The sequence below is a fragment of the Ralstonia mannitolilytica genome (assembly GCF_905397375.1).
GTDB classification, from domain to species: Bacteria; Pseudomonadota; Gammaproteobacteria; order Burkholderiales; family Burkholderiaceae; genus Ralstonia; species Ralstonia mannitolilytica.
The window spans coordinates 183,493-201,050 of the sequence record NZ_CAJPVG010000007.1 but is presented as its reverse complement, the minus strand read 5'-3'; the positions used below and the strand labels follow the sequence as shown (position 1 = coordinate 201,050).

The following is a 17,558-nucleotide window of genomic DNA, read 5'->3' as shown; positions in this document are numbered from 1 at the left end:
AAAATCGATCGAAGGAACCTGCATGCCGCACACGCTGACCACCGTTGCCGAACTCGAAGCCGTCTACGGCGCCCCGAACCCGCGTTCGCTGCTCAAGGAGATCGACCACCTGAACGCGGACTACCGCGCCTTCGTCGAAGCTTCCCCATTCATCGTGCTGTCGTCGGTGGGCGCTGGCGGCACGGACGCCTCGCCCAAGGGCGACGCGCCAGGCTTCGTGCGCATCGTCGATGACCGCACGCTGGCGATTCCCGACCGCCCCGGCAACAACCGCATCGACAACCTGCGCAACATCGTGGAAGACGGGCGCGTGTCGGTGCTCTTCATCGTGCCCGGCGTGGGCGAAACCCTGCGCGTGAACGGCGCCGCCACGATTTCGGTCGACCCGGCACTGCTTGCATCATTTGCCGTACGCGACAAGCTGCCGCGCAGCGTGATTCTCGTGAAGGTGCGGTCGGTGTACTTCCACTGCTCAAAGGCGCTGGTGCGCTCGAAGCTGTGGGAACGTGCGCAGGAGGCGGCGCCCGCGCTGCCCACCGCCGGCCGGATCCTGCAGCACATCAGCGGCGGCACATTCGATGGTGACGCTTATGACCGTGAATTGCCCGAACGGCTGAAGACGACGCTGTATTGAGCGCTCAGCGCTTGCGGGGAGTGCGCTTTGCGGCGACCTTCCTGGCCGCCGTTGTCGTGTTGCGCGCGCGCTTCGGCTTGGCGGCCTTGGCGTTTGCATCGCGCAACGCAGCTTCGATCGCCAGCCGCGCCCAGTCGCGCAGCGGCGGGCCGCCATCGAGCGCCTCGGCGGGCGCACTCAGGTAGCCTGTCATGGTGATGGTGCGGCCGCCGCGCTCGTAGCTGAACGGCGTGCAGTTTTCTGCGAGAAAGCGTTCGCGGGTGAGGCCGTCCACGCGCAGGTAGCACGTGCCGCGGATCACCAGCGCAAAGACGATGTCGTCGTAATACAGCGCGGCGCCACTGAACATGCGCCGCGCCCGGATCGCGCCGATCTGCGCGGCCAGCGGCTGGAGCTCATCCAGCAGCCACGCGATCAGCGGATCCGGCGCGGCCGCCATTCACAGCCCCAGGCGCTGCCAGATCGCCCGCGTGGCCGTCGCCGTGTTCAGCGTGTAGAAGTGCAGGCCCGGCGCGCCGCCTTGCAGCAGCCGGTCGCACATCGCCGTCACGACATCCAGGCCGAACGCGCGGATGGATTCGCGGTCGTCGCCAAAGCTTTCCAGCCGCTTGGCGATCCAGCGCGGCACCTCGGCGCCGCACATCTCGGAAAAGCGCATCAGTTGCGACGAGTTCGTGATGGGCATGATGCCCGGCACGATCGGCACATCCACGCCCACCTTGCGGGCGTCTTCCACGAACTGGAAGTACGCATCGGCGTTGAAGAAGTACTGCGTGATGGCGGAGTTCGCACCGGCCTTCACCTTGCGGGCGAAGTTGTCCAGATCGTGCCGGGGCGAGCGCGACTGCGGGTGGTATTCCGGGTACGCCGCCACCTCGATGTGGAACGCGTCGCCGGTTTCCTGGCGGATGAACTCGACCAATTCGTTGGCGAAGCGGAATTCACCGATCTCGCCCATGCCCGAGGGCATGTCGCCGCGCAGCGCGACGATGCGGCGGATGCCGTGTTCGCGGTACGTGTTCAGGATGCTGCGGATGTTCTCGCGCGACGAGCCCACGCACGACAGGTGCGGCGCGGCCTCGATGCCTTCGCGCTGGATTTCCACCACCGCGTCGAGCGTGCCCTGCTGCGTGGTACCGCCCGCGCCGAACGTCACGGAGATGAAGCGCGGCTTGAGCGGCGAGAGCTGCGCGCGCGTGTTGCGCAGCTTCTCGGCGCCTTCCGCCGTCTTGGGCGGGAAGAACTCAAAACTGAATTGACGATCTTGCATAACGGCTCTAAGCCTCGCGAAGCAGCAGGCTGGACAGCAGCCACGAGATCACGCTGTACAGGATGGAGCCCAGCAGCGCCGCGCCAAAACTGGCCACCTGGAAGCCCGCCAGCAGGTTGCCGACGAACAGGAACAGCAGCGCATTGATCACGAAGATGAAGAGCCCCAGCGTGAGCAGCGTCACGGGCAGCGTGAGGATCACGAGGATCGGGCGGATGAGCGTATTGACCAGACCCAGCACCAGCGCCGCAATCAGCGCGGAGCCGAAGCCGTTCACGTGGATGCCGGTGAGCAGATAGGCGACAAGGAGCAACGCCAGCGCGTTGATGATCCAGACAGCGAGCAGTCTCATGGAGCAGTCCTCGGTTGGAGAGCCGGCGGCCGGAATGCCGCCGGCGGGTACGGCTTAGTAACGATAGTGGTCAGCCTTGTACGGGCCTTCCTTCTTCACGCCGATGTACGCGGCCTGTTCGTCCGTCAGCTCGGTCAGTTGCGCATTCAGCTTCTTCAGTTGCAGGCGCGCGACCTTCTCGTCCAGGTGCTTGGGCAGCGTGTACACGCCCACCGGATACTTGTTCGAGCCCTTCTGCGCTTCCGTCCACAGCTCGATCTGCGCGATGGTCTGGTTGGCGAACGAGCTGCTCATCACGTACGACGGGTGGCCCGTGGCGCAACCCAGGTTCACCAGGCGGCCCTTGGCGAGGATGATGATCTTCTTGCCGTCGGGGAAGATCACGTGATCGACCTGCGGCTTGATCTCTTCCCACTGGTACTTCTCGATCGAGGCGATGTCGATCTCGTTGTCGAAGTGGCCGATGTTGCAGACGATGGCCTGGTCCTTCATCCGGGCCATGTGGTCGTGCGTGATGACGTGGTAGTTGCCTGTGCAGGTCACGAAGATGTCGCCGTGTTCGGCGGCGTAGTCCATGGTCACCACGCGGTAGCCTTCCATGGCGGCCTGCAGTGCGCAGATCGGGTCGATCTCGGTCACCCACACTTGCGCCGACAGCGCGCGCAGTGCCTGCGCCGAACCCTTGCCCACGTCGCCGTAGCCGGCCACGACGGCGATCTTGCCGGCGATCATCACGTCGGTCGCGCGCTTGATGCCGTCGACCAGCGATTCCCGGCAGCCGTACAGGTTGTCGAACTTGCTCTTGGTGACCGAATCGTTCACGTTGATGGCCGGGAAGCGGAGCTCGCCGCGCTGGGCCATCTGGTACAGGCGGTGCACGCCCGTGGTGGTTTCTTCGGTCACACCCTTGATGGCGTCGAGGTTGCGGCTGTAGAAGGTCGGGTCCTTGGACAGCTTTTCCTTGATGGCGGCAAACAGGAAGGTCTCTTCTTCGCTGGTCGGCTTGGCGATCACGGAGGCATCCTTCTCGGCCTTGGCACCCAGGTGCAGCAGCAGCGTCGCGTCGCCGCCGTCGTCCAGGATCATGTTCGGCGTGCCGCCGTCATGCCATTCAAAGATGCGGTGCGTGAAGTCCCAGTATTCCTTGAGCGACTCGCCCTTGAACGCGAACACCGGCGTGCCCGAGGCGGCAATCGCGGCGGCCGCGTGGTCCTGCGTCGAGAAGATGTTGCACGAGGCCCAGCGCACGTCGGCGCCGAGTGCCTTGAGCGTCTCGATCAGCACGGCGGTCTGGATCGTCATGTGCAGCGAGCCGGCGATGCGCGCGCCCTTGAGCGGCTGGCTGGCGGCAAATTCCTCGCGGATCGCCATCAGGCCGGGCATTTCGGTCTCGGCAATGGCGATTTCCTTGCGGCCCCAGTCGGCCAGCTTGATGTCGGCGACGAGGTAATCGTGTTTCAGTTCGGTGACAGCGTTCATTGGATCACTCCGGAAAAGATGGGTGACCGCACGCGGGGAGATGACCACTGAGACGGGGCCCATGCTGGGGCCCCGGATAGATGCGCTCTCGCCATCGTGTCAGCCACGATACTGCGAGCGCCGTTTGAACTTCCGAGCCTGGCGGTTGGGGCAGTGCCCACCCGTTGCAACGCTCCTCGGAATGGGCTGGATTGTAGCGGATTTGGGTAGCGGCCACCACGGCAGCTCAAGGCTCCAGCAGCATGTCGAGCATCCGTTGCGGATTCGCCAAAAAGTCACGCGTGACCTGGAAGTGCTCGGTCTCTTCATAGGCGATGCGCCGGATGCCGTCACCGTCACATTGATAGATCCACGCGTCGGGATAGGCCATTAGGATCGGGGAGTGCGTGGCGATCACGAACTGGCTTTCTGCCTGCACCAGATCATGCAGGCGGGTGAGCACCGCCAGTTGCCGCTGCGGCGACAGCGCCGCCTCGGGTTCGTCAAGCAGGTACAGGCCGTTCGGGCCGAAGCGGTTCATCAGCAGCGCCAGGAATGACTCGCCATGCGATTGCGCGTGCAGCGACCGGCCGCCGTACGCGTCGATCACGCGACCGCCGAGGCCGGGTTCTTCGTCCATGCGCTGGATGTGGGTCGCCACGTTGAAGAAGCTCTCGGCGCGCAGGAAGAACTCGGTACGCGGCTTGCGAAAGCCGCGGGCGATGCGCAGATGCGCGTGCAGCTCGGAGTGCGAGGCATGCGTGCTGAAGTTGAAGTTGCGCGAGCCGCCCTCGGCGTTCAGGCCCATTGCCACGGCAATCGCTTCCATGAGCGTCGATTTGCCGGAGCCGTTCTCTCCCACGAGAAACGTCACCTTCGGATGCAGCTCCAGCGATTCGAGCGACCGCACGGCAGGCAGGCTAAAGGGATAGGTGTCGAACGACGCGACGGTGTCGCGCCGCAGCGTCACGTGGCTGACGAACTGGCGGGTGAGCATGGCGTGGGCGGGCAAATGGCAGACGCCGCATCGTATCGCGCTTAGCGCGGCGCATGCAGCACTGTCAATACGCTGTCACACGCCAACCTTGCGATCCAATTAAGGAGCGGCGCCCCCGCATCATGCCGCTGCCACACGGCGGCACCACAGTGCGCGGCATCGTTCAGGGAGCCAACGATGCACAACCAGAAATTCACGAAGTACGCCGCCGCCGCGGCAGCCGCACTGGCCGTCGCCGCGCTCGCGGCATGCGGCAGCGACGGCACGTCCACCACCGGCAGCGCCTCGCCGGACACCGGCACGCCAACCACGCCGGCCGGCCCGACCAAGAACGTCGTGTTCTTCCTCGGCGACGGCATGGGCCTGACCACCATGACCGCCGCCCGCATCTACAAGGTGGGCGAAGACGGCGAACTGACCATGGACACGCTGCCGGAAACCGGCTTCGTGCGCACGTATTCGAACAACGCGCAGGTGACCGATTCCGCGCCGTCGATGTCGGCCTACATGACCGGCGTGAAGATGAACAACGAGGTCATCTCGATGTCGCCGGACACGATGGCCTATGACGCGGGCGGCAAGGATTACATCTCGGGCGCCGACAGCACCTGCCCCAGCGGCAACGGCAAGCCCGTCACGACGCTGCTCGAACTGATGAAGGCGGCAGGCTACGGCACGGGCGTGGTCACCACCACGCGCATCACGCACGCCACGCCGGCCGCCACGTATTCGCACATCTGCCACCGCGACGGCGAGAACACCATCGCCGCGCAGCTCACGCCGGCCGGCAAGGGCTTCAACACTGCGCTGGGCGACGGCGTGGACGTCATCTTCGGCGGAGGCCGCAAGCATTTCCAGCCGACCACCGCAGGCGGCGCCCGCACCGACGGCCGCGACCTGATCGCCGAACTCAAGGCTGGCGGCTACCGCTATGCCAGCAACAAGGCCGAATTCGACACGCTGCAAGCCACCGACGGCAAGGTCGTGGGCCTGTTCACCAGCAGCCACATGTCGTACGACCTGGATCGTGACCCGAGCAAGGAACCGAGCCTGGGCGAGATGACCAACAAGGCCATCGACGTGCTCGCCGCCAAGAAGAAGGGCTTCTTCCTGATGGTGGAAGGCGGCCGCATCGACCACGCGCTGCACGAGACCACCGCACGCAAGGCGTTGCAGGACACGGTGGCGTTCGATTCCGCCATCCGCGGTGCGATCGACAAGCTCAACACGATCGACCCGGGCCTGAAGAACACGCTGATCGTCGTGACGGCTGACCACGACCACACGCTGGTGCTCAACGGCTACGCCAAGCGCACGGGCCCGACCAGCGACAGCAACCCCGGCGTGCTGGGTCTGCTCAAGAGCTACGTGAGCGGCAACAACGCGACCGACACGTCGGGCAACCCGTTCACGATCATCGGCTTCGGCACGGGCGAGAACCGCCCAGCCACGCGCGGCGCACTGACGGATGCCGCCGTGTACGACAAGAGCTACCACCAGGAAGCCGTGATCCCGGTGGCGCCGGGCGGCGAGACGCACGGCGGCACCGATGTCTTCATCGGCGCACGCGGCCTGGGCGCCGAGCGCTTCACGGGCGTGATGGACAACACCGAGGTCTTCGGCCTCATCAAGCAGGCCGTGGGTCTGTAAGCAGGAGAGGGCACATCATGAACACGCAATCGAACCGTATCATGCGCGCCGCGCTGCTGGCGCTGGCAGCCGGTGCCTGCGCCCAGGCGCACGCCGCCGGCGAAGCCAAGAACGTGATCTTCTTCCTGGGCGACGGCATGGGCCCGACCACCGTCACTGCCACGCGCATCTACAAGGTGGGCGAGGCCGGCCGCCTGACGATGGAAACGCTCAAGCGCACGGCGCGCATCAAGACGTACTCCAACGATGCGCAGACCACCGACAGCGCACCGTCGATGTCGGCCTACATGACCGGCGTGAAGATGAACAACGAAGTCATCTCCATGTCGCAGGACACGAAGGCCAGCGATGCCACCGGCAAGGGCTACGTGCGCGGCGCCGACTCGACCTGCCCCGCAGGCAACGGCACGCCGGCCGTGACGCTGCTGGAGCTCGCCAAGGCGGCGGGCAAGTCCGTGGGCGCCGTCACCACCACCCGCCTGACGCACGCCACGCCAGCGGCCACGTACTCGCACATCTGCCACCGCGACGGCGAGAACCAGATCGCCGCGCAAGGCACGCCGGGCAACGCGCTGTACAACACCGCGCTCAAGGATGGCGTGGACGTGCTGCTGGGCGGCGGCCGCCGCCACTACGTGCCACAGACGACCGCCGGCAGCAAGCGCACCGACACGACCGACCTGATCGCGCAGTTCCAGACCGCGGGCTACAGCTACGTGTCCACCGGCACGCAGCTCGCCGCCGTTGACCCGGCCAGCACCAACAAGCTGCTCGGCCTGTTCAACATGGACCACATGAACTACGAGCTGGACCGCGTGAAGAAGGCCATCGACGAGCCGAGCCTGGCCGACATGACCGAGAAGGCCATCCGTGTGCTGCAGAAGAACGGCAAGGGCTACTTCCTGATGGTGGAAGGCGGCCGCATCGACCACGCGCTGCACGGCACCAACGCCAAGCGCGCGCTGGAAGACGCCGGCGCATTTGACGAAGCGATCAAGCGCGCGCTGTCGATTGCCGATCTGCAGAACACGCTGATCGTCGTGACCGCCGACCACGACCACACGATGACGATCAACGGCTACCCGCGCAAGGGCAACCCGATCCTGGGCGTCTCGAACGACATCAAGACCGGCCAGCCGCAACTGGCCGCCGACGGCCTGCCCTACACCACGCTCGTGTTCGGCAACGGCGGCACGCCGCGCAAGGCCACGCGCGACAACGTCGCCGCCATCGACACCACGGCGGACGACTACCTGCAGGAAGTGGGCGTGCAGCTCGGCACGCCCGGCTCGGAAACGCACGGCGGCGGGGATGTGATGCTGTTCTCCTCTGGTCCGGGCAGCGCACCGCTGAAGGGCACGCTGGACAACACGAAAGTGTTCGGCGTGGTCAAGACGGCCATGGGCCTCTGATTCCGGCGTTTCCATTGACGCGCATGCCGAGGCAATCGGCATGCGCTTTTTTCGTTTCCGTTTCCGCTCTCTTTCCCGTTTTCCCGTCCCCGAATCGCATGACCCGATCCGCCCGCCTCCTCCTTTCGCTCGCGCTTGCCGCGCTTGCTGGCACGGCGCACGCCGCCGGCCCGGCCACGCTGACCGCCCTGCGCGTCGAACATCAGATGTCGTCACTCGGCACCGACGGCATCCAGCGCGACGTCCGCTTTGCCGAGCGCGTCTATCGCCAGGGCAATCGCGTCTGGATCGCCCGCGAGCTGCCGCCCGCATCCGCCCACGCCGAGCATGACCACGCCAACGCCCACGCCGGCCACAAGCACGCCGACACCGACACCGCTGCGCGCTGGATCGAGCGCGACGCCAAGGGCGCGCTGACCGTGCGCGTGGTGAGCGAAGCCCAGCAGAAGAACTACGCCGTGGAACCATCGGAGTATTCGAACATCGGCTTCGACGGCTCCTGGGCCACGGCCTATCACCTGCTGGACCCGGCCGCGCTCAAGGGCATGCGTGCCGAAGGCCCCGCGCGCAACGGCGTGCAGACCTACCGCGCCACGCAGGGCGAGCGCACCGTCACGGTCGATTGGGACGTGGCCGGCCAGTACCCGCGTCGCGTGGAATCGCGCAATGCCACGGGCACGCAACGCAAGCTCACGCGCGTGACGCCGTTACCGGCGCCCGCCGCCCCGCCGTGGGAGCGCGCCCAGCGGTACGCCGCCGCCGACTACACGGACCTGATGGACTGACCCATCGGTCGGGGCGTGATAGCGCTATAGTGCGAACACCGCCAACGTTCGCGCCTGCCATGACGATCACCGACCCGACCCTCGCTGCGTTTGCCGCCCCTGCCTCGCACGTGCCGCGCGTGCTCACCATCGCCGGTTCGGACAGCGGCGGCGGTGCGGGCATCCAGGCTGACCTGAAGACGTTTGCCGCGCTCGGCTGCTACGGCATGTCGGCCATCACGGCCATCACCGCGCAGAACACGCTGGGCGTGACGGCGGTGGAATCGCTCACCCCGGACATCGTCGCCGCGCAGATCGACGCCGTGGCAAGCGACATTGGCGTCGATGCGGCCAAGACCGGCATGCTCGGCACGCCGCAGGTGGTGGAAGCCATTCTCTCCGCGCTGGACCGCCACCCGATCGCCAACCTCGTCGTCGATCCGGTCATGGTCAGCACCAGCGGCGCGCAGCTCGGCAGCGACGCCACGGTGCAGGCGATGGCGAAGTGGCTCTTCCCGCGCGCGTTGGTCGTCACGCCAAACCTGCCGGAAGCCAGCGCGCTGCTCGGCCGCGAGGTGCGCACTGCCGACGACATGCTGCCCGCCGCGCACGACCTGCTGGCGCTTGGGCCGCGCGCCGTGCTGCTCAAGGGCGGGCACCTGAGCGCCGCGTCCAATGCGGGCGAAGACGGCGTGCTGCAAGACGTGCTCGTCACCGCCGACGGCACCGAGCGCGTCTACGCGCATACCTACATCGACACGCCGCACACGCACGGCACGGGCTGCACGCTGTCCGCCGCCATTGCCGCCCACCTGGCGCGCGGCGATGCGCTGGAAGTGGCCATCGAAGGCTCGCTCGATTACCTGCTGCATGCCATCGGTGCCGGCCGCCATCTGGCGCTCGGGAAAGGCGCCGGCCCGCTGAACCACGGCTTTGCACCGCGTCCGCTGGCGGCACCGCGTGCGCTGGCCGTGGATGTCGACGAAGACTGATGCCCAGGACCGCCGACATGGAACGCTTGCTCCCCTCGCGCATTCGCCCGCTGCTTGCCGCTGCCGCGCTGTGCGGGCTGCTGGCCGCCTGCAACGTCGGCTATGTCGGCGTCGGGTCCATCGGCAGTGACTTCTCGGTGGGCGGCACGGTGAGCGGGCTGCCAGTCGGCCAGTCGGTCGTGCTGCTCAACAACGGCCGCGATTCGCTGACGATCGCCAGCAACGGCACCTTCGTGTTTGGCGGGCTGCTCCCGTACAACAGCAGCTATCTGGTGACGATCAGCACGCAGCCCGCATCGGCCAACTGCGTGGTGACGAATGGCAGCGGCACGGTCAATGGCGATGTGAACAATGTGCTGGTGACGTGTCAGGCGCGTTGAGCGATCAACACAGGCAAAAAGAAGCGCGGCTCTCGTCCACGCTTTCCTCTTTGCACCGCCGATGTCAGGCCGATGCCGCCTGCTCCTTCGTCCATTTCTCCATGCGCCTGGCCATCTCGTCGGGCGCCACGTCTTCGACATGCGTGGACACGGTCCACACGTGGCCGAACGGGTCTTTGAGCGTGCCGGAGCGGTCGCCGTAGAACTGGTCCACCACGGGGCGGACTTCCGTGCCGCCGGCCTTCAGCGCGTTGGCAAACACGGTGTCGACGTTGGGTACGTAGATCATCAGCCCGACGGACGTGCTCTGCAGCGTGTCGGGGCTGGCGCAGATCGTGTCCGGCGCTTCGTCTGACAGCATGATGGGCGAATTGCCGATGCGGATTTCTGCGTGCGCGATGGTGCCGTTGGGGCCGTTCATGCGCATGATCTCGGTGGCGCCGAAGGCCTGCTTGTAGAAGTCGATGGCGCGCGCGGCGCCTTTGATGCTCAGGTACGGGGTGACGCTGTGGTAACCCTCGGGGATGGGCTGGACCGCCATGTCTTGTCTCCTGCAGCGTGTGTTGGAAAGCCGCTGCGGCATCAACCGCAGCGGCGCACGAACAGGATAGGTCAGCGAAAACGCGGGTGCGCGGCGCAAGCGCGCAGACGTGCGGCGGACGATGCTTACGCGCGCACGTGCGCCGCGAACGTCGCTTGCAGTGCGTCTACCGCAGCCGGCACATCGGCCGCCTGGGTGATGGCGCGCACCACCGCCACGGAGCCCACGCCGGATTCCAGCACGCGCGGCATCGCTGCCAGATCGATGCCACCGATGGCGACCAGCGGCGGCGCCGGCACGCGCGTGCGCATGGCGGCCGCATAGGCGAACAGGCGGCCGAGGCCCTGCGGCACGGTCGGCATGGTCTTGGTGGGCGTGGCGAACACGGCGCCCAGTGCAAGGTAGCTCGGGTTCAACGGTGCGACGCGCAGCATTTCGGCAAAGCCGTGTGTGCTGATGCCAAGGCGCAAACCGGCCGAGCGGATCGCCACCAGGTCGGCATCGTCGATGTCTTCCTGGCCGAGGTGAATGCCGTAGATGCCGCGGCCAGGCATCTGCGCATGCACGTCGAGCGCGACTTGCCAGTGGTCATTGATGAACAGGCGCGTGGCGCTGCCGCGTGCGGCGGCTTCTGCGCGGCGCACCTGGTCGACCACGGCCTGCGCGTCGTCCGACTTGAAGCGCAACTGCACCGTCGGCACCTTGAGCGCGACGAGGCGCGCCACCCAGTCCGCATCGGGCACGACGGCGTAGATGCCGAGCTGCGTCGGGCACGGCGCAAAGGCAAGGTCCGCTGCGGTCGGGCACGGCAACGCCGGTTCGATCACGCGGGGCAGGGCATCGAATTGCGTGGGCCACGCGAGGGCATCGGCATTGCCTTCGGCAATCCACGCGCGCGCCACGCACAGCGCATCGCGCGGTTCGAATGCCAGCGCGAGTGCCGCACCGAAGATGGCGACGAAGCGCGCATCGAATGCATCGCCTTGCGCCGCAGACGTGAAGCGATACATACCGAGGCGGTCGTACACGGTGTCGATGCGTTGATCGCCTTCCACTGCAGTCAACACAACAGCGGCGCCAGCAGAGCGAGCGCGTTCGGCTTGCGCCGTATCGGTCGTCAGCAGGACCGTGGCGGGGCTGGTGGCTTCATCAGCGCGGTCGGTCACGCTCCAGGCGTGCGGCGCTCGGCCGAAGGCTTCCACATGGCGATCGACGATCTGCGCAGCAAGGGCTGCAGCTTCCGGCCACGCGGCGGAAAAACGCAAGGCGGATGCACTCATGCCTGCTTCTCTTCCGCATGCCAGAACGGCAAACCTACAACCGGCGTGCTGGCCTGCGCGACATCACGCTCAGGCATCGGGCCCGACAGCCGCGCAAGGCGACCGGCCTGCGTGGCCATCGCAAACGCCTGCGCCATCGCCACCGGATCGCCGGCTTGGGCGACGGCGGTGTTGAGCAGCACGGCGTCGTAGCCCCATTCCATCACCTGCGTCGCGTGCGACGGCACACCCAGGCCCGCATCGACGATCAGCGGTACGTTGGGCAGGCGCTCGCGCAGCAGGCGCAGGCCGTACGGGTTGGTGGGCCCGCGGCCGGTGCCGATGGGTGCGGCCCACGGCATCAGCGCCTGGCAGCCGACGTCGAGCAGGCGGCGGCACAGCACGAGGTCTTCGGTGCAATACGGCAGCACCTTGAAGCCGTCGCGGATGAGGCGTTCGGCCGCAGCCGGCAGCGCGAGCGTGTCGGGCTGCAGCGTGTAGTCGTCGCCGATGACTTCGAGCTTGATCCAGTCGGTCTCGAACACCTCACGCGACATCTGCGCGAGCGTGTAGGCCTCGTCGGAGGAATAGCAGCCGGCGGTGTTCGGCAGCACGGGCACGCCGAGTTCGCGCAGCATCTTCCAGAAGCCCGCGCCGCCTTCGGGCGAGCCCGCGCTCTGGCGGCGCAGCGCCACCGTCAGCATGGCCGGGTTGGACACGCGCACCGCGTCTTCCAGCGATTGCGGCGATGGGTAGCGCGCCGTGCCGAGCAGCAGGCGCGAGGCGAAGGTTTCGTCGTAGAGGCGCAGCGGGTCAGCCACGGCGGACAGATTCGTAGTGGTCATCGAAGACTCCTAGCCGCCCACGACGGGCTGCACGAGTGCAATGCGGTCGCCTGTCTTGAGCGCGTGCTGCGCATGGCGCGCCTTGGGCACGAAATCGCCATTCACGGATGCGGCAAACGGCGGCGCGATCTGCAGTTGCGGCGCGGCCGCACCAATGGCGTCGGCCAGCGTGCTGCCCGCAGGCAGCGCGAGCGACAGGTCGTTGAGGGTGACGTTCAGCGTCATGACAAAACAGGTTCGGGGGATGCGGCCTCAGCGAACAGCCCGGGCCATTCGCAGTCGTGCGCATCGATGGTGCGGCCATCCAGCAACGCGCGTGCCGTCGCCACAGCGGCTTGGGTGACGGCGGGCGCAATCATGTAACCGTGCCGGTACAGGCCGTTGACCGACAGCGTGCCGGCGCCGTCCCAGCGGATGGCCGGACGGTGGTCGGGCAGCGTCGGCCGGCACTGCGTATTCAGCTCCAGCACGCGGGCCTCGCCAAACGCGGGGTGCACGGCGTAGGCCGCAGACAGCAATTCCAGCGTGGAGCGCACGCTTGCCGGCGACATGTCGTCGGATTCCAGCTCAGTCGCGCCGATCACGTACACGTTGCCCGGCTTGGGCGCGATGTACAGCGGGTAGCGCGGATGCAGCATGCGCACCGGCCGCGTGAGCGACACGTCCGGCGCATGGATGCGCGCCACTTCGCCGCGCAGGCCACGCAGGCGCGGCCACTGCGGCTTGGCACCGAGGCCACGGCAATCGAGCACGAGGCGCGCGCCCAGGCCGGCAGCGGCGAGCGCGTCGGGGCTCGGATCGACAACCTCCGTGTTCCAGCGCAATTGCACGCCCAGCGCTTCCAGCTCGGTCGCCAGCGCATCCAGCACGCCGCGCGGGTCAAGCTGGCCTTCGCCCGCCAGATACAGGCCCTGCGTGAAGCGTTGCGCGAGCAGCGGCTCCAGCTGCGCAATGCCCGCTGCATCCACGGCGCGCAGATCGGCGGCCACACGCTCGGGCGGCGCGGCATTGCGGACGTGGCTGGCAAACAGCGATGCCTCTCCACGATCCGCCGCATGCCACACGACGAGCGTGCCGGCCTCCTGGAAGAAGACCGGCGTGCGCAGCTTGGGCAACCAGGTGCGCCACAGCGCGAGGCTGGCCAACCCCAAATCCACGACGAAACGATCGGCCACGGCGGCTTCAGCCAGCGGCGCCAGCATGGCCGCGGCCACATACGCCGCGGCACCGCTGCCGTCGCGCGGGCCGCGCTCCACCACGGCAATGCGCGCAGGCGGCACCCCCGTTTGCGCGAGTTGCCACGCACACAGGCGGCCAGCGAGGCCGCCGCCGAGGATCGTTACGTCAAATGAAGTCGAGGTTGACATTGCGCCGCTTGGCTTAGCTGTAGATCTTGCTGCCGCTCTTGCGGAACTCGATCGACTTTTCTTCCATGCCGCTCACGGCAGCAGTAGCGTTGGTGTCGAGCGTGGCCGCGTAGTCGCGCACTTCCTGCGTGATCTTCATCGAGCAGAACTTCGGACCGCACATCGAACAGAAGTGCGCGATCTTGGCGCCCTCGGCCGGCAGCGTTTCATCGTGGAAGGCGCGCGCCTTCTCCGGATCGAGGCCCAGGTTGAACTGGTCTTCCCAGCGGAACTCGAAGCGCGCCTTCGACAGCGCGTTGTCACGCAGCTGCGCGCCCGGCCAGCCCTTGGCAAGGTCGGCCGCATGCGCGGCGATCTTGTACGTGATGATGCCTTCGCGCACGTCTTCCTTGTCGGGCAGGCCCAGGTGTTCCTTGGGCGTGACGTAGCACAGCATGGCGGTGCCGTACCAGCCGATGTTGGCTGCGCCGATGCCGCTGGTGATGTGGTCGTAGCCCGGGGCGATGTCGGTCACCAGGGGCCCAAGCGTGTAGAACGGGGCTTCGAAGCAGTGCTTCAGCTCTTCGTCCATGTTGGCCTGCACGCGCTGCAGCGGCACGTGCCCCGGGCCTTCGATCATCACCTGCACGTCGTGCTCCCACGCCTTCTTGGTCAGTTCGCCCAGCGTGTGCAGCTCGCCGAACTGCGCGGCGTCGTTCGAGTCGGCAATGCAACCCGGGCGCAAGCCATCGCCCAGGCTGAACGACACGTCGTACGCCTTCATGATTTCGCAGATCTCGTCGAAGTGCGTGTACAGGAAGTTCTCCTTGTGATGCGCCAGGCACCACTTGGCCATGATCGAGCCACCGCGCGACACGATGCCCGTCACGCGGTCGGCCGTGAGCGGCACGTAGCGCAGCAGCACGCCGGCGTGGATGGTGAAGTAGTCCACGCCCTGCTCGGCCTGTTCGATCAGCGTGTCGCGGAACATCTCCCACGTCAGGTCTTCCGCCACGCCACCGGTCTTGTCCAGCGCCTGGTAGATCGGAACCGTGCCGATGGGCACCGGCGAGTTGCGCAGGATCCATTCACGCGTTTCGTGAATGTGCTTGCCGGTGGACAGGTCCATGATCGTGTCGGCCCCCCAGCGGATCGCCCACACCATCTTTTCCACCTCCTCGGCCAGCGACGACGTCACCGCCGAGTTGCCGAGGTTGCCGTTGATCTTCACGCGGAAGTTGCGGCCGATGGCCATCGGCTCCAGCTCGGTGTGATTGATGTTGGCGGGGATGATTGCGCGGCCAGCGGCCACTTCCGCCCGCACGAATTCCGGCGTGATGTCTTCCGGGCGCTGCGGCAGGTTTGCGCCGTACGCGAAGCCCGGATGCTGCTTGAGCAGCTTGCGGTATTCGGGCTTGTCCATCAGCGCCTGCAGGTTCAGCGACTCGCGCAGCGCGACGTACTCCATCTCGGGCGTGATGATGCCGCGGCGTGCGTAGTGCATCTGCGTGACGTTGGCACCAGCCTTGGCACGGCGCGGCTTGGAGATGTGCGAGAAGCGCAGGTGCGCGGTGGCCGGGTCGTTGGCGCGTGTCTGGCCGTATTCCGACGACAGGCCCGGGAGGATTTCCGTATCGCCGCGCTCGTCGATCCACTTGGCGCGCACCGGGGCAAGACCCGCCTTCAGGTCGATGTGCACGTCGGGGTCGGAGTACGGGCCCGAGGTGTCGTACACGGGAATCGGCGGGTTCAGCATCTCGCCCTGGTCGGTGCGCGTGGCGCTCTGCTTGATCGTGCGCATCGGCACGCGAATGTCCGGGCGGCTGCCGATGATGTAGGTCTTGCTGGAAGCGGGGTACGCGAACTTCTGGTCGAGCTCGGTCTGCAGCGAGTCGAATGAGGCGGCGGGGGCGGTTTTGGCTTGGGGCATGGTCTCGTCCTTGGATGCTGTGGCCTGGTGGATCAGGCGGTGGACGAAACCGGGAGAGGTGGCGTGACCCGGAAGGGTGGGCTGCCGAGACTACGCGGTGTTCTGAAACTTCCCACGCCGGTACGAACCGGATCGGGTGCGAAGGGACTCTCTCAGCCGCACGGCCCATCCGTACGGCACCCCTGTTTCATCCAACGAGGCTGAATTTAAGCACAGGGCTGCCGGCGTTGCCAGCAAGAATTCCCGGCAGGTGACGGCTGCCGGGTCATTTCAGTCCAAACCCGCGCGCAAAGTGCATCGGGGCGCACGGGCACAGTCGGCTTGATCTGGCGCAATCCGGCCGCGTTTCACCTGTGCGACGCTCGAACCCATTTTTCATGCCTGTTGCGTTGCGGCAAAGCCGCTGGGGGGAGTTGTCATGCTGGAGCGTCGGTTCACACTCGCGGGGCGCAGCCTCGTGCCTATCGTGCAGGGCGGCATGGGCGTCGGCATCTCGGCGCACCGGCTGGCCGGCGCCGTTGCGCGCGAAGGCGGCATGGGCACCATCGCCAGCATCGACCTGCGGCATCACCATGCGGACCTCGTGGCCGCGACCGAGAAATCGCGCGACAAGGACGCCATCAACGCCGCCAATCTCGTCGCGCTCGACCGGGAAATCCGCGCCGCGCGCGCCGTATCGGAAGGCCGCGGCCTGATCGCCGTGAATGTGATGAAGGCCGTGGAATCGCACCCTGCGCTGGTGCGGCAGGCCTGCGAGAGCGGCGCCGATGCGATCGTCATGGGCGCAGGGCTGCCGCTCGATCTGCCGGAGATGACGGCGGAGCATCCGAAGGTGGCGCTCATCCCCATCCTTTCCGACTCGCGCGGCGTGGGCGTCGTGCTCAAACGTTGGATGAAAAAGGCGCGGCTGCCGGACGCGGTGGTGATCGAGCACCCCACACATGCGGGCGGCCATCTGGGCGCGGCGCGTATTGAAGATTTGCGCGACGAGCGGTTCTCGTTTGCACGCGTGCTGGATGAATGCCGGGAGTTGTTCATCAAGCTGGGGCTGGCGGCGGAACAGATTCCGATCATCCTCGCGGGCGGCATCGATTCGCATGCCAAGGTGAAACACTGGCTCGACAAGGGCGCCGCTGCGGTGCAGCTCGGTACGGCGTTTGCGGTGACGGAGGAGGGCGATGCGCACGTGCGCTTCAAGCGGGTGCTGACGGGTGCGGAGCAAGGCGATATCAGCGAGTTTGTCAGCGTGGCCGGGCTGCCCGCGCGGGCCGTGATGACGCCTTGGCTGTCGCGTTATCTGTCTCGCGAAAGCGCGCTGCAGGCCAAGGCCAAGGTGCGGGACTGCCTGCAGGGGTTCGATTGCCTGCAGACGTGCGGCCTGCGGGATGGCATCGGCAAGGTGGGGCAGTTCTGCATTGACCTGAAGCTGGCGCAGGCGCTGCGGGGGGACGTGGAGCGCGGGCTGTTTTTCCGCGGGGCGGGGAAGCTGCCGTTCGGGGAGGCGATCCGGCCGGTGCGGGAGTTGATGCATTACTTGTTGACGGGGGAGAAGCCGGTCGCTTCTTGATGTGGTTTTTTTTGCTTGTGGTGCATCCCTTGTTTCAGCCCCGGCAGGGTACGAAACACAGATGAACCACCAAGTCAAAAAACCACCGCCCCAATCCAGCTCGTATAGAAATCCCTCTCCACCCAGCCCGCCCCCCGGTGGTCTACCATGGCCCACACACC

18 protein-coding genes and 2 riboswitches are annotated in these 17,558 nt (G+C 66.7%); of the genes, 7 read left to right on the top strand and 11 right to left on the bottom strand.

The genetic code is table 11. From position 1 onward, the window contains the following. The first annotated feature begins 22 nt into the window (after nt 1-22). A complete protein-coding gene (locus KHN96_RS15025) occupies nt 23-634 on the top strand; it encodes a pyridoxamine 5'-phosphate oxidase family protein (RefSeq protein WP_045785398.1) in 612 nt (203 codons plus the stop codon). Nucleotides 635-638: 4 nt separating this feature from the next. Here KHN96_RS15025 and KHN96_RS15020 read toward each other — a convergent pair whose 3' ends face one another. From KHN96_RS15020 to KHN96_RS15000, 5 genes are all read right to left on the bottom strand, one after another. After that, nucleotides 639-1,073, bottom strand: a complete 435-nt coding sequence (locus tag KHN96_RS15020) for a TfoX/Sxy family protein (RefSeq protein WP_045785397.1) — start codon at nt 1,071-1,073, stop codon at nt 639-641. Beyond that, entirely contained in the window at nt 1,074-1,904 is an 831-nt protein-coding gene (metF, locus tag KHN96_RS15015; protein WP_062737621.1) for a methylenetetrahydrofolate reductase [NAD(P)H], read from the bottom strand. It abuts the gene before it with no gap. 7 nt (nt 1,905-1,911) lie between these two features. After that, the gene (locus KHN96_RS15010) at nt 1,912-2,256 is read right to left on the bottom strand and encodes a phage holin family protein (RefSeq protein WP_045785395.1); all 345 of its coding nucleotides are present in this window, start codon (nt 2,254-2,256) and stop codon (nt 1,912-1,914) included. Nucleotides 2,257-2,310: 54 nt separating this feature from the next. Then, nucleotides 2,311-3,735, bottom strand: a complete 1,425-nt coding sequence (ahcY, locus tag KHN96_RS15005) for an adenosylhomocysteinase (RefSeq protein WP_062737622.1) — start codon at nt 3,733-3,735, stop codon at nt 2,311-2,313. Nucleotides 3,736-3,843: 108 nt separating this feature from the next. Then, a riboswitch (S-adenosyl-L-homocysteine riboswitch) is annotated at nt 3,844-3,919 on the bottom strand. Nucleotides 3,920-3,961: 42 nt separating this feature from the next. After that, the gene (locus KHN96_RS15000; RefSeq protein WP_062737623.1) at nt 3,962-4,711 is read right to left on the bottom strand and encodes an AAA family ATPase; all 750 of its coding nucleotides are present in this window, start codon (nt 4,709-4,711) and stop codon (nt 3,962-3,964) included. A gap of 177 nt (nt 4,712-4,888) precedes the next feature. On the opposite strand from KHN96_RS15000, the gene KHN96_RS14995 reads away from it, so the two are divergent. The 5 genes from KHN96_RS14995 to KHN96_RS14975 all read left to right on the top strand — a co-directional run bounded on the left by KHN96_RS14995 (nt 4,889) and on the right by KHN96_RS14975 (nt 9,909). Then, nucleotides 4,889-6,361 carry an alkaline phosphatase gene (locus tag KHN96_RS14995; protein WP_045785392.1) on the top strand — a complete coding sequence of 491 codons (1,473 nt, stop codon included), beginning with the start codon at nt 4,889-4,891 and terminating at the stop codon, nt 6,359-6,361. Nucleotides 6,362-6,378: 17 nt separating this feature from the next. After that, nucleotides 6,379-7,773, top strand: a complete 1,395-nt coding sequence (locus tag KHN96_RS14990; RefSeq protein ID WP_062737624.1) for an alkaline phosphatase — start codon at nt 6,379-6,381, stop codon at nt 7,771-7,773. Nucleotides 7,774-7,871: 98 nt separating this feature from the next. After that, complete coding sequence (locus tag KHN96_RS14985; protein WP_062737625.1) at nt 7,872-8,558, top strand: hypothetical protein; 687 nt, start codon at nt 7,872-7,874, stop codon at nt 8,556-8,558. Between the two features lie 59 nt (nt 8,559-8,617). Beyond that, nucleotides 8,618-9,529, top strand: a complete 912-nt coding sequence (thiD, locus tag KHN96_RS14980; protein ID WP_062737626.1) for a bifunctional hydroxymethylpyrimidine kinase/phosphomethylpyrimidine kinase — start codon at nt 8,618-8,620, stop codon at nt 9,527-9,529. A 17-nt stretch (nt 9,530-9,546) separates the two neighbouring features. Then, on the top strand, nt 9,547-9,909 hold the full coding sequence (locus KHN96_RS14975) for a DUF4369 domain-containing protein (protein WP_062737699.1): 363 nt from the start codon (nt 9,547-9,549) through the stop codon (nt 9,907-9,909). A gap of 64 nt (nt 9,910-9,973) precedes the next feature. Here KHN96_RS14975 and KHN96_RS14970 read toward each other — a convergent pair whose 3' ends face one another. The 6 genes from KHN96_RS14970 to thiC all read right to left on the bottom strand — a co-directional run bounded on the left by KHN96_RS14970 (nt 9,974) and on the right by thiC (nt 15,830). After that, nucleotides 9,974-10,450: a VOC family protein gene (locus KHN96_RS14970; protein WP_062737627.1), complete on the bottom strand. Its 477-nt coding sequence runs from the start codon at nt 10,448-10,450 to the stop codon at nt 9,974-9,976. 125 nt (nt 10,451-10,575) lie between these two features. Next, nucleotides 10,576-11,730, bottom strand: coding sequence for a thiamine phosphate synthase (locus KHN96_RS14965; RefSeq protein WP_062737628.1), 1,155 nt, complete (start codon nt 11,728-11,730; stop codon nt 10,576-10,578). Next, nucleotides 11,727-12,554 carry a thiazole synthase gene (locus KHN96_RS14960; RefSeq protein ID WP_062737629.1) on the bottom strand — a complete coding sequence of 276 codons (828 nt, stop codon included), beginning with the start codon at nt 12,552-12,554 and terminating at the stop codon, nt 11,727-11,729. Before KHN96_RS14960 ends, KHN96_RS14965 begins: the two co-directional genes overlap by 4 nt. Nucleotides 12,555-12,563: 9 nt before the next feature. Next, a complete protein-coding gene (thiS, locus tag KHN96_RS14955) occupies nt 12,564-12,779 on the bottom strand; it encodes a sulfur carrier protein ThiS (protein WP_045785383.1) in 216 nt (71 codons plus the stop codon). After that, a complete protein-coding gene (locus KHN96_RS14950) occupies nt 12,776-13,921 on the bottom strand; it encodes an FAD-dependent oxidoreductase (protein WP_062737630.1) in 1,146 nt (381 codons plus the stop codon). Before KHN96_RS14950 ends, thiS begins: the two co-directional genes overlap by 4 nt. A gap of 13 nt (nt 13,922-13,934) precedes the next feature. After that, on the bottom strand, nt 13,935-15,830 hold the full coding sequence (gene thiC / locus KHN96_RS14945; RefSeq protein WP_062737631.1) for a phosphomethylpyrimidine synthase ThiC: 1,896 nt from the start codon (nt 15,828-15,830) through the stop codon (nt 13,935-13,937). A 92-nt stretch (nt 15,831-15,922) separates the two neighbouring features. Continuing rightward, nucleotides 15,923-16,024: riboswitch (TPP riboswitch) on the bottom strand. 224 nt (nt 16,025-16,248) lie between these two features. Here thiC and KHN96_RS14940 point away from each other — a divergent pair. Then, nucleotides 16,249-17,397: an NAD(P)H-dependent flavin oxidoreductase gene (locus KHN96_RS14940; RefSeq protein WP_062737632.1), complete on the top strand. Its 1,149-nt coding sequence runs from the start codon at nt 16,249-16,251 to the stop codon at nt 17,395-17,397. The last annotated feature ends 161 nt before the right edge of the window (nt 17,398-17,558 follow it).

Coding starts and splice junctions, on each gene's coding strand:
- KHN96_RS15025 (WP_045785398.1), top strand. CDS start 23: ATGCCGCACACGCTGACCACCGTTGCCGAACTCGAAGCCGTCTACGGC.
- KHN96_RS15020 (WP_045785397.1), bottom strand. CDS start 1,073: ATGGCGGCCGCGCCGGATCCGCTGATCGCGTGGCTGCTGGATGAGCTC.
- metF (WP_062737621.1), bottom strand. CDS start 1,904: ATGCAAGATCGTCAATTCAGTTTTGAGTTCTTCCCGCCCAAGACGGCG.
- KHN96_RS15010 (WP_045785395.1), bottom strand. CDS start 2,256: ATGAGACTGCTCGCTGTCTGGATCATCAACGCGCTGGCGTTGCTCCTT.
- ahcY (WP_062737622.1), bottom strand. CDS start 3,735: ATGAACGCTGTCACCGAACTGAAACACGATTACCTCGTCGCCGACATC.
- KHN96_RS15000 (WP_062737623.1), bottom strand. CDS start 4,711: ATGCTCACCCGCCAGTTCGTCAGCCACGTGACGCTGCGGCGCGACACC.
- KHN96_RS14995 (WP_045785392.1), top strand. CDS start 4,889: ATGCACAACCAGAAATTCACGAAGTACGCCGCCGCCGCGGCAGCCGCA.
- KHN96_RS14990 (WP_062737624.1), top strand. CDS start 6,379: ATGAACACGCAATCGAACCGTATCATGCGCGCCGCGCTGCTGGCGCTG.
- KHN96_RS14985 (WP_062737625.1), top strand. CDS start 7,872: ATGACCCGATCCGCCCGCCTCCTCCTTTCGCTCGCGCTTGCCGCGCTT.
- thiD (WP_062737626.1), top strand. CDS start 8,618: ATGACGATCACCGACCCGACCCTCGCTGCGTTTGCCGCCCCTGCCTCG.
- KHN96_RS14975 (WP_062737699.1), top strand. CDS start 9,547: ATGGAACGCTTGCTCCCCTCGCGCATTCGCCCGCTGCTTGCCGCTGCC.
- KHN96_RS14970 (WP_062737627.1), bottom strand. CDS start 10,450: ATGGCGGTCCAGCCCATCCCCGAGGGTTACCACAGCGTCACCCCGTAC.
- KHN96_RS14965 (WP_062737628.1), bottom strand. CDS start 11,730: ATGAGTGCATCCGCCTTGCGTTTTTCCGCCGCGTGGCCGGAAGCTGCA.
- KHN96_RS14960 (WP_062737629.1), bottom strand. CDS start 12,554: ATGACCACTACGAATCTGTCCGCCGTGGCTGACCCGCTGCGCCTCTAC.
- thiS (WP_045785383.1), bottom strand. CDS start 12,779: ATGACGCTGAACGTCACCCTCAACGACCTGTCGCTCGCGCTGCCTGCG.
- KHN96_RS14950 (WP_062737630.1), bottom strand. CDS start 13,921: ATGTCAACCTCGACTTCATTTGACGTAACGATCCTCGGCGGCGGCCTC.
- thiC (WP_062737631.1), bottom strand. CDS start 15,830: ATGCCCCAAGCCAAAACCGCCCCCGCCGCCTCATTCGACTCGCTGCAG.
- KHN96_RS14940 (WP_062737632.1), top strand. CDS start 16,249: ATGCTGGAGCGTCGGTTCACACTCGCGGGGCGCAGCCTCGTGCCTATC.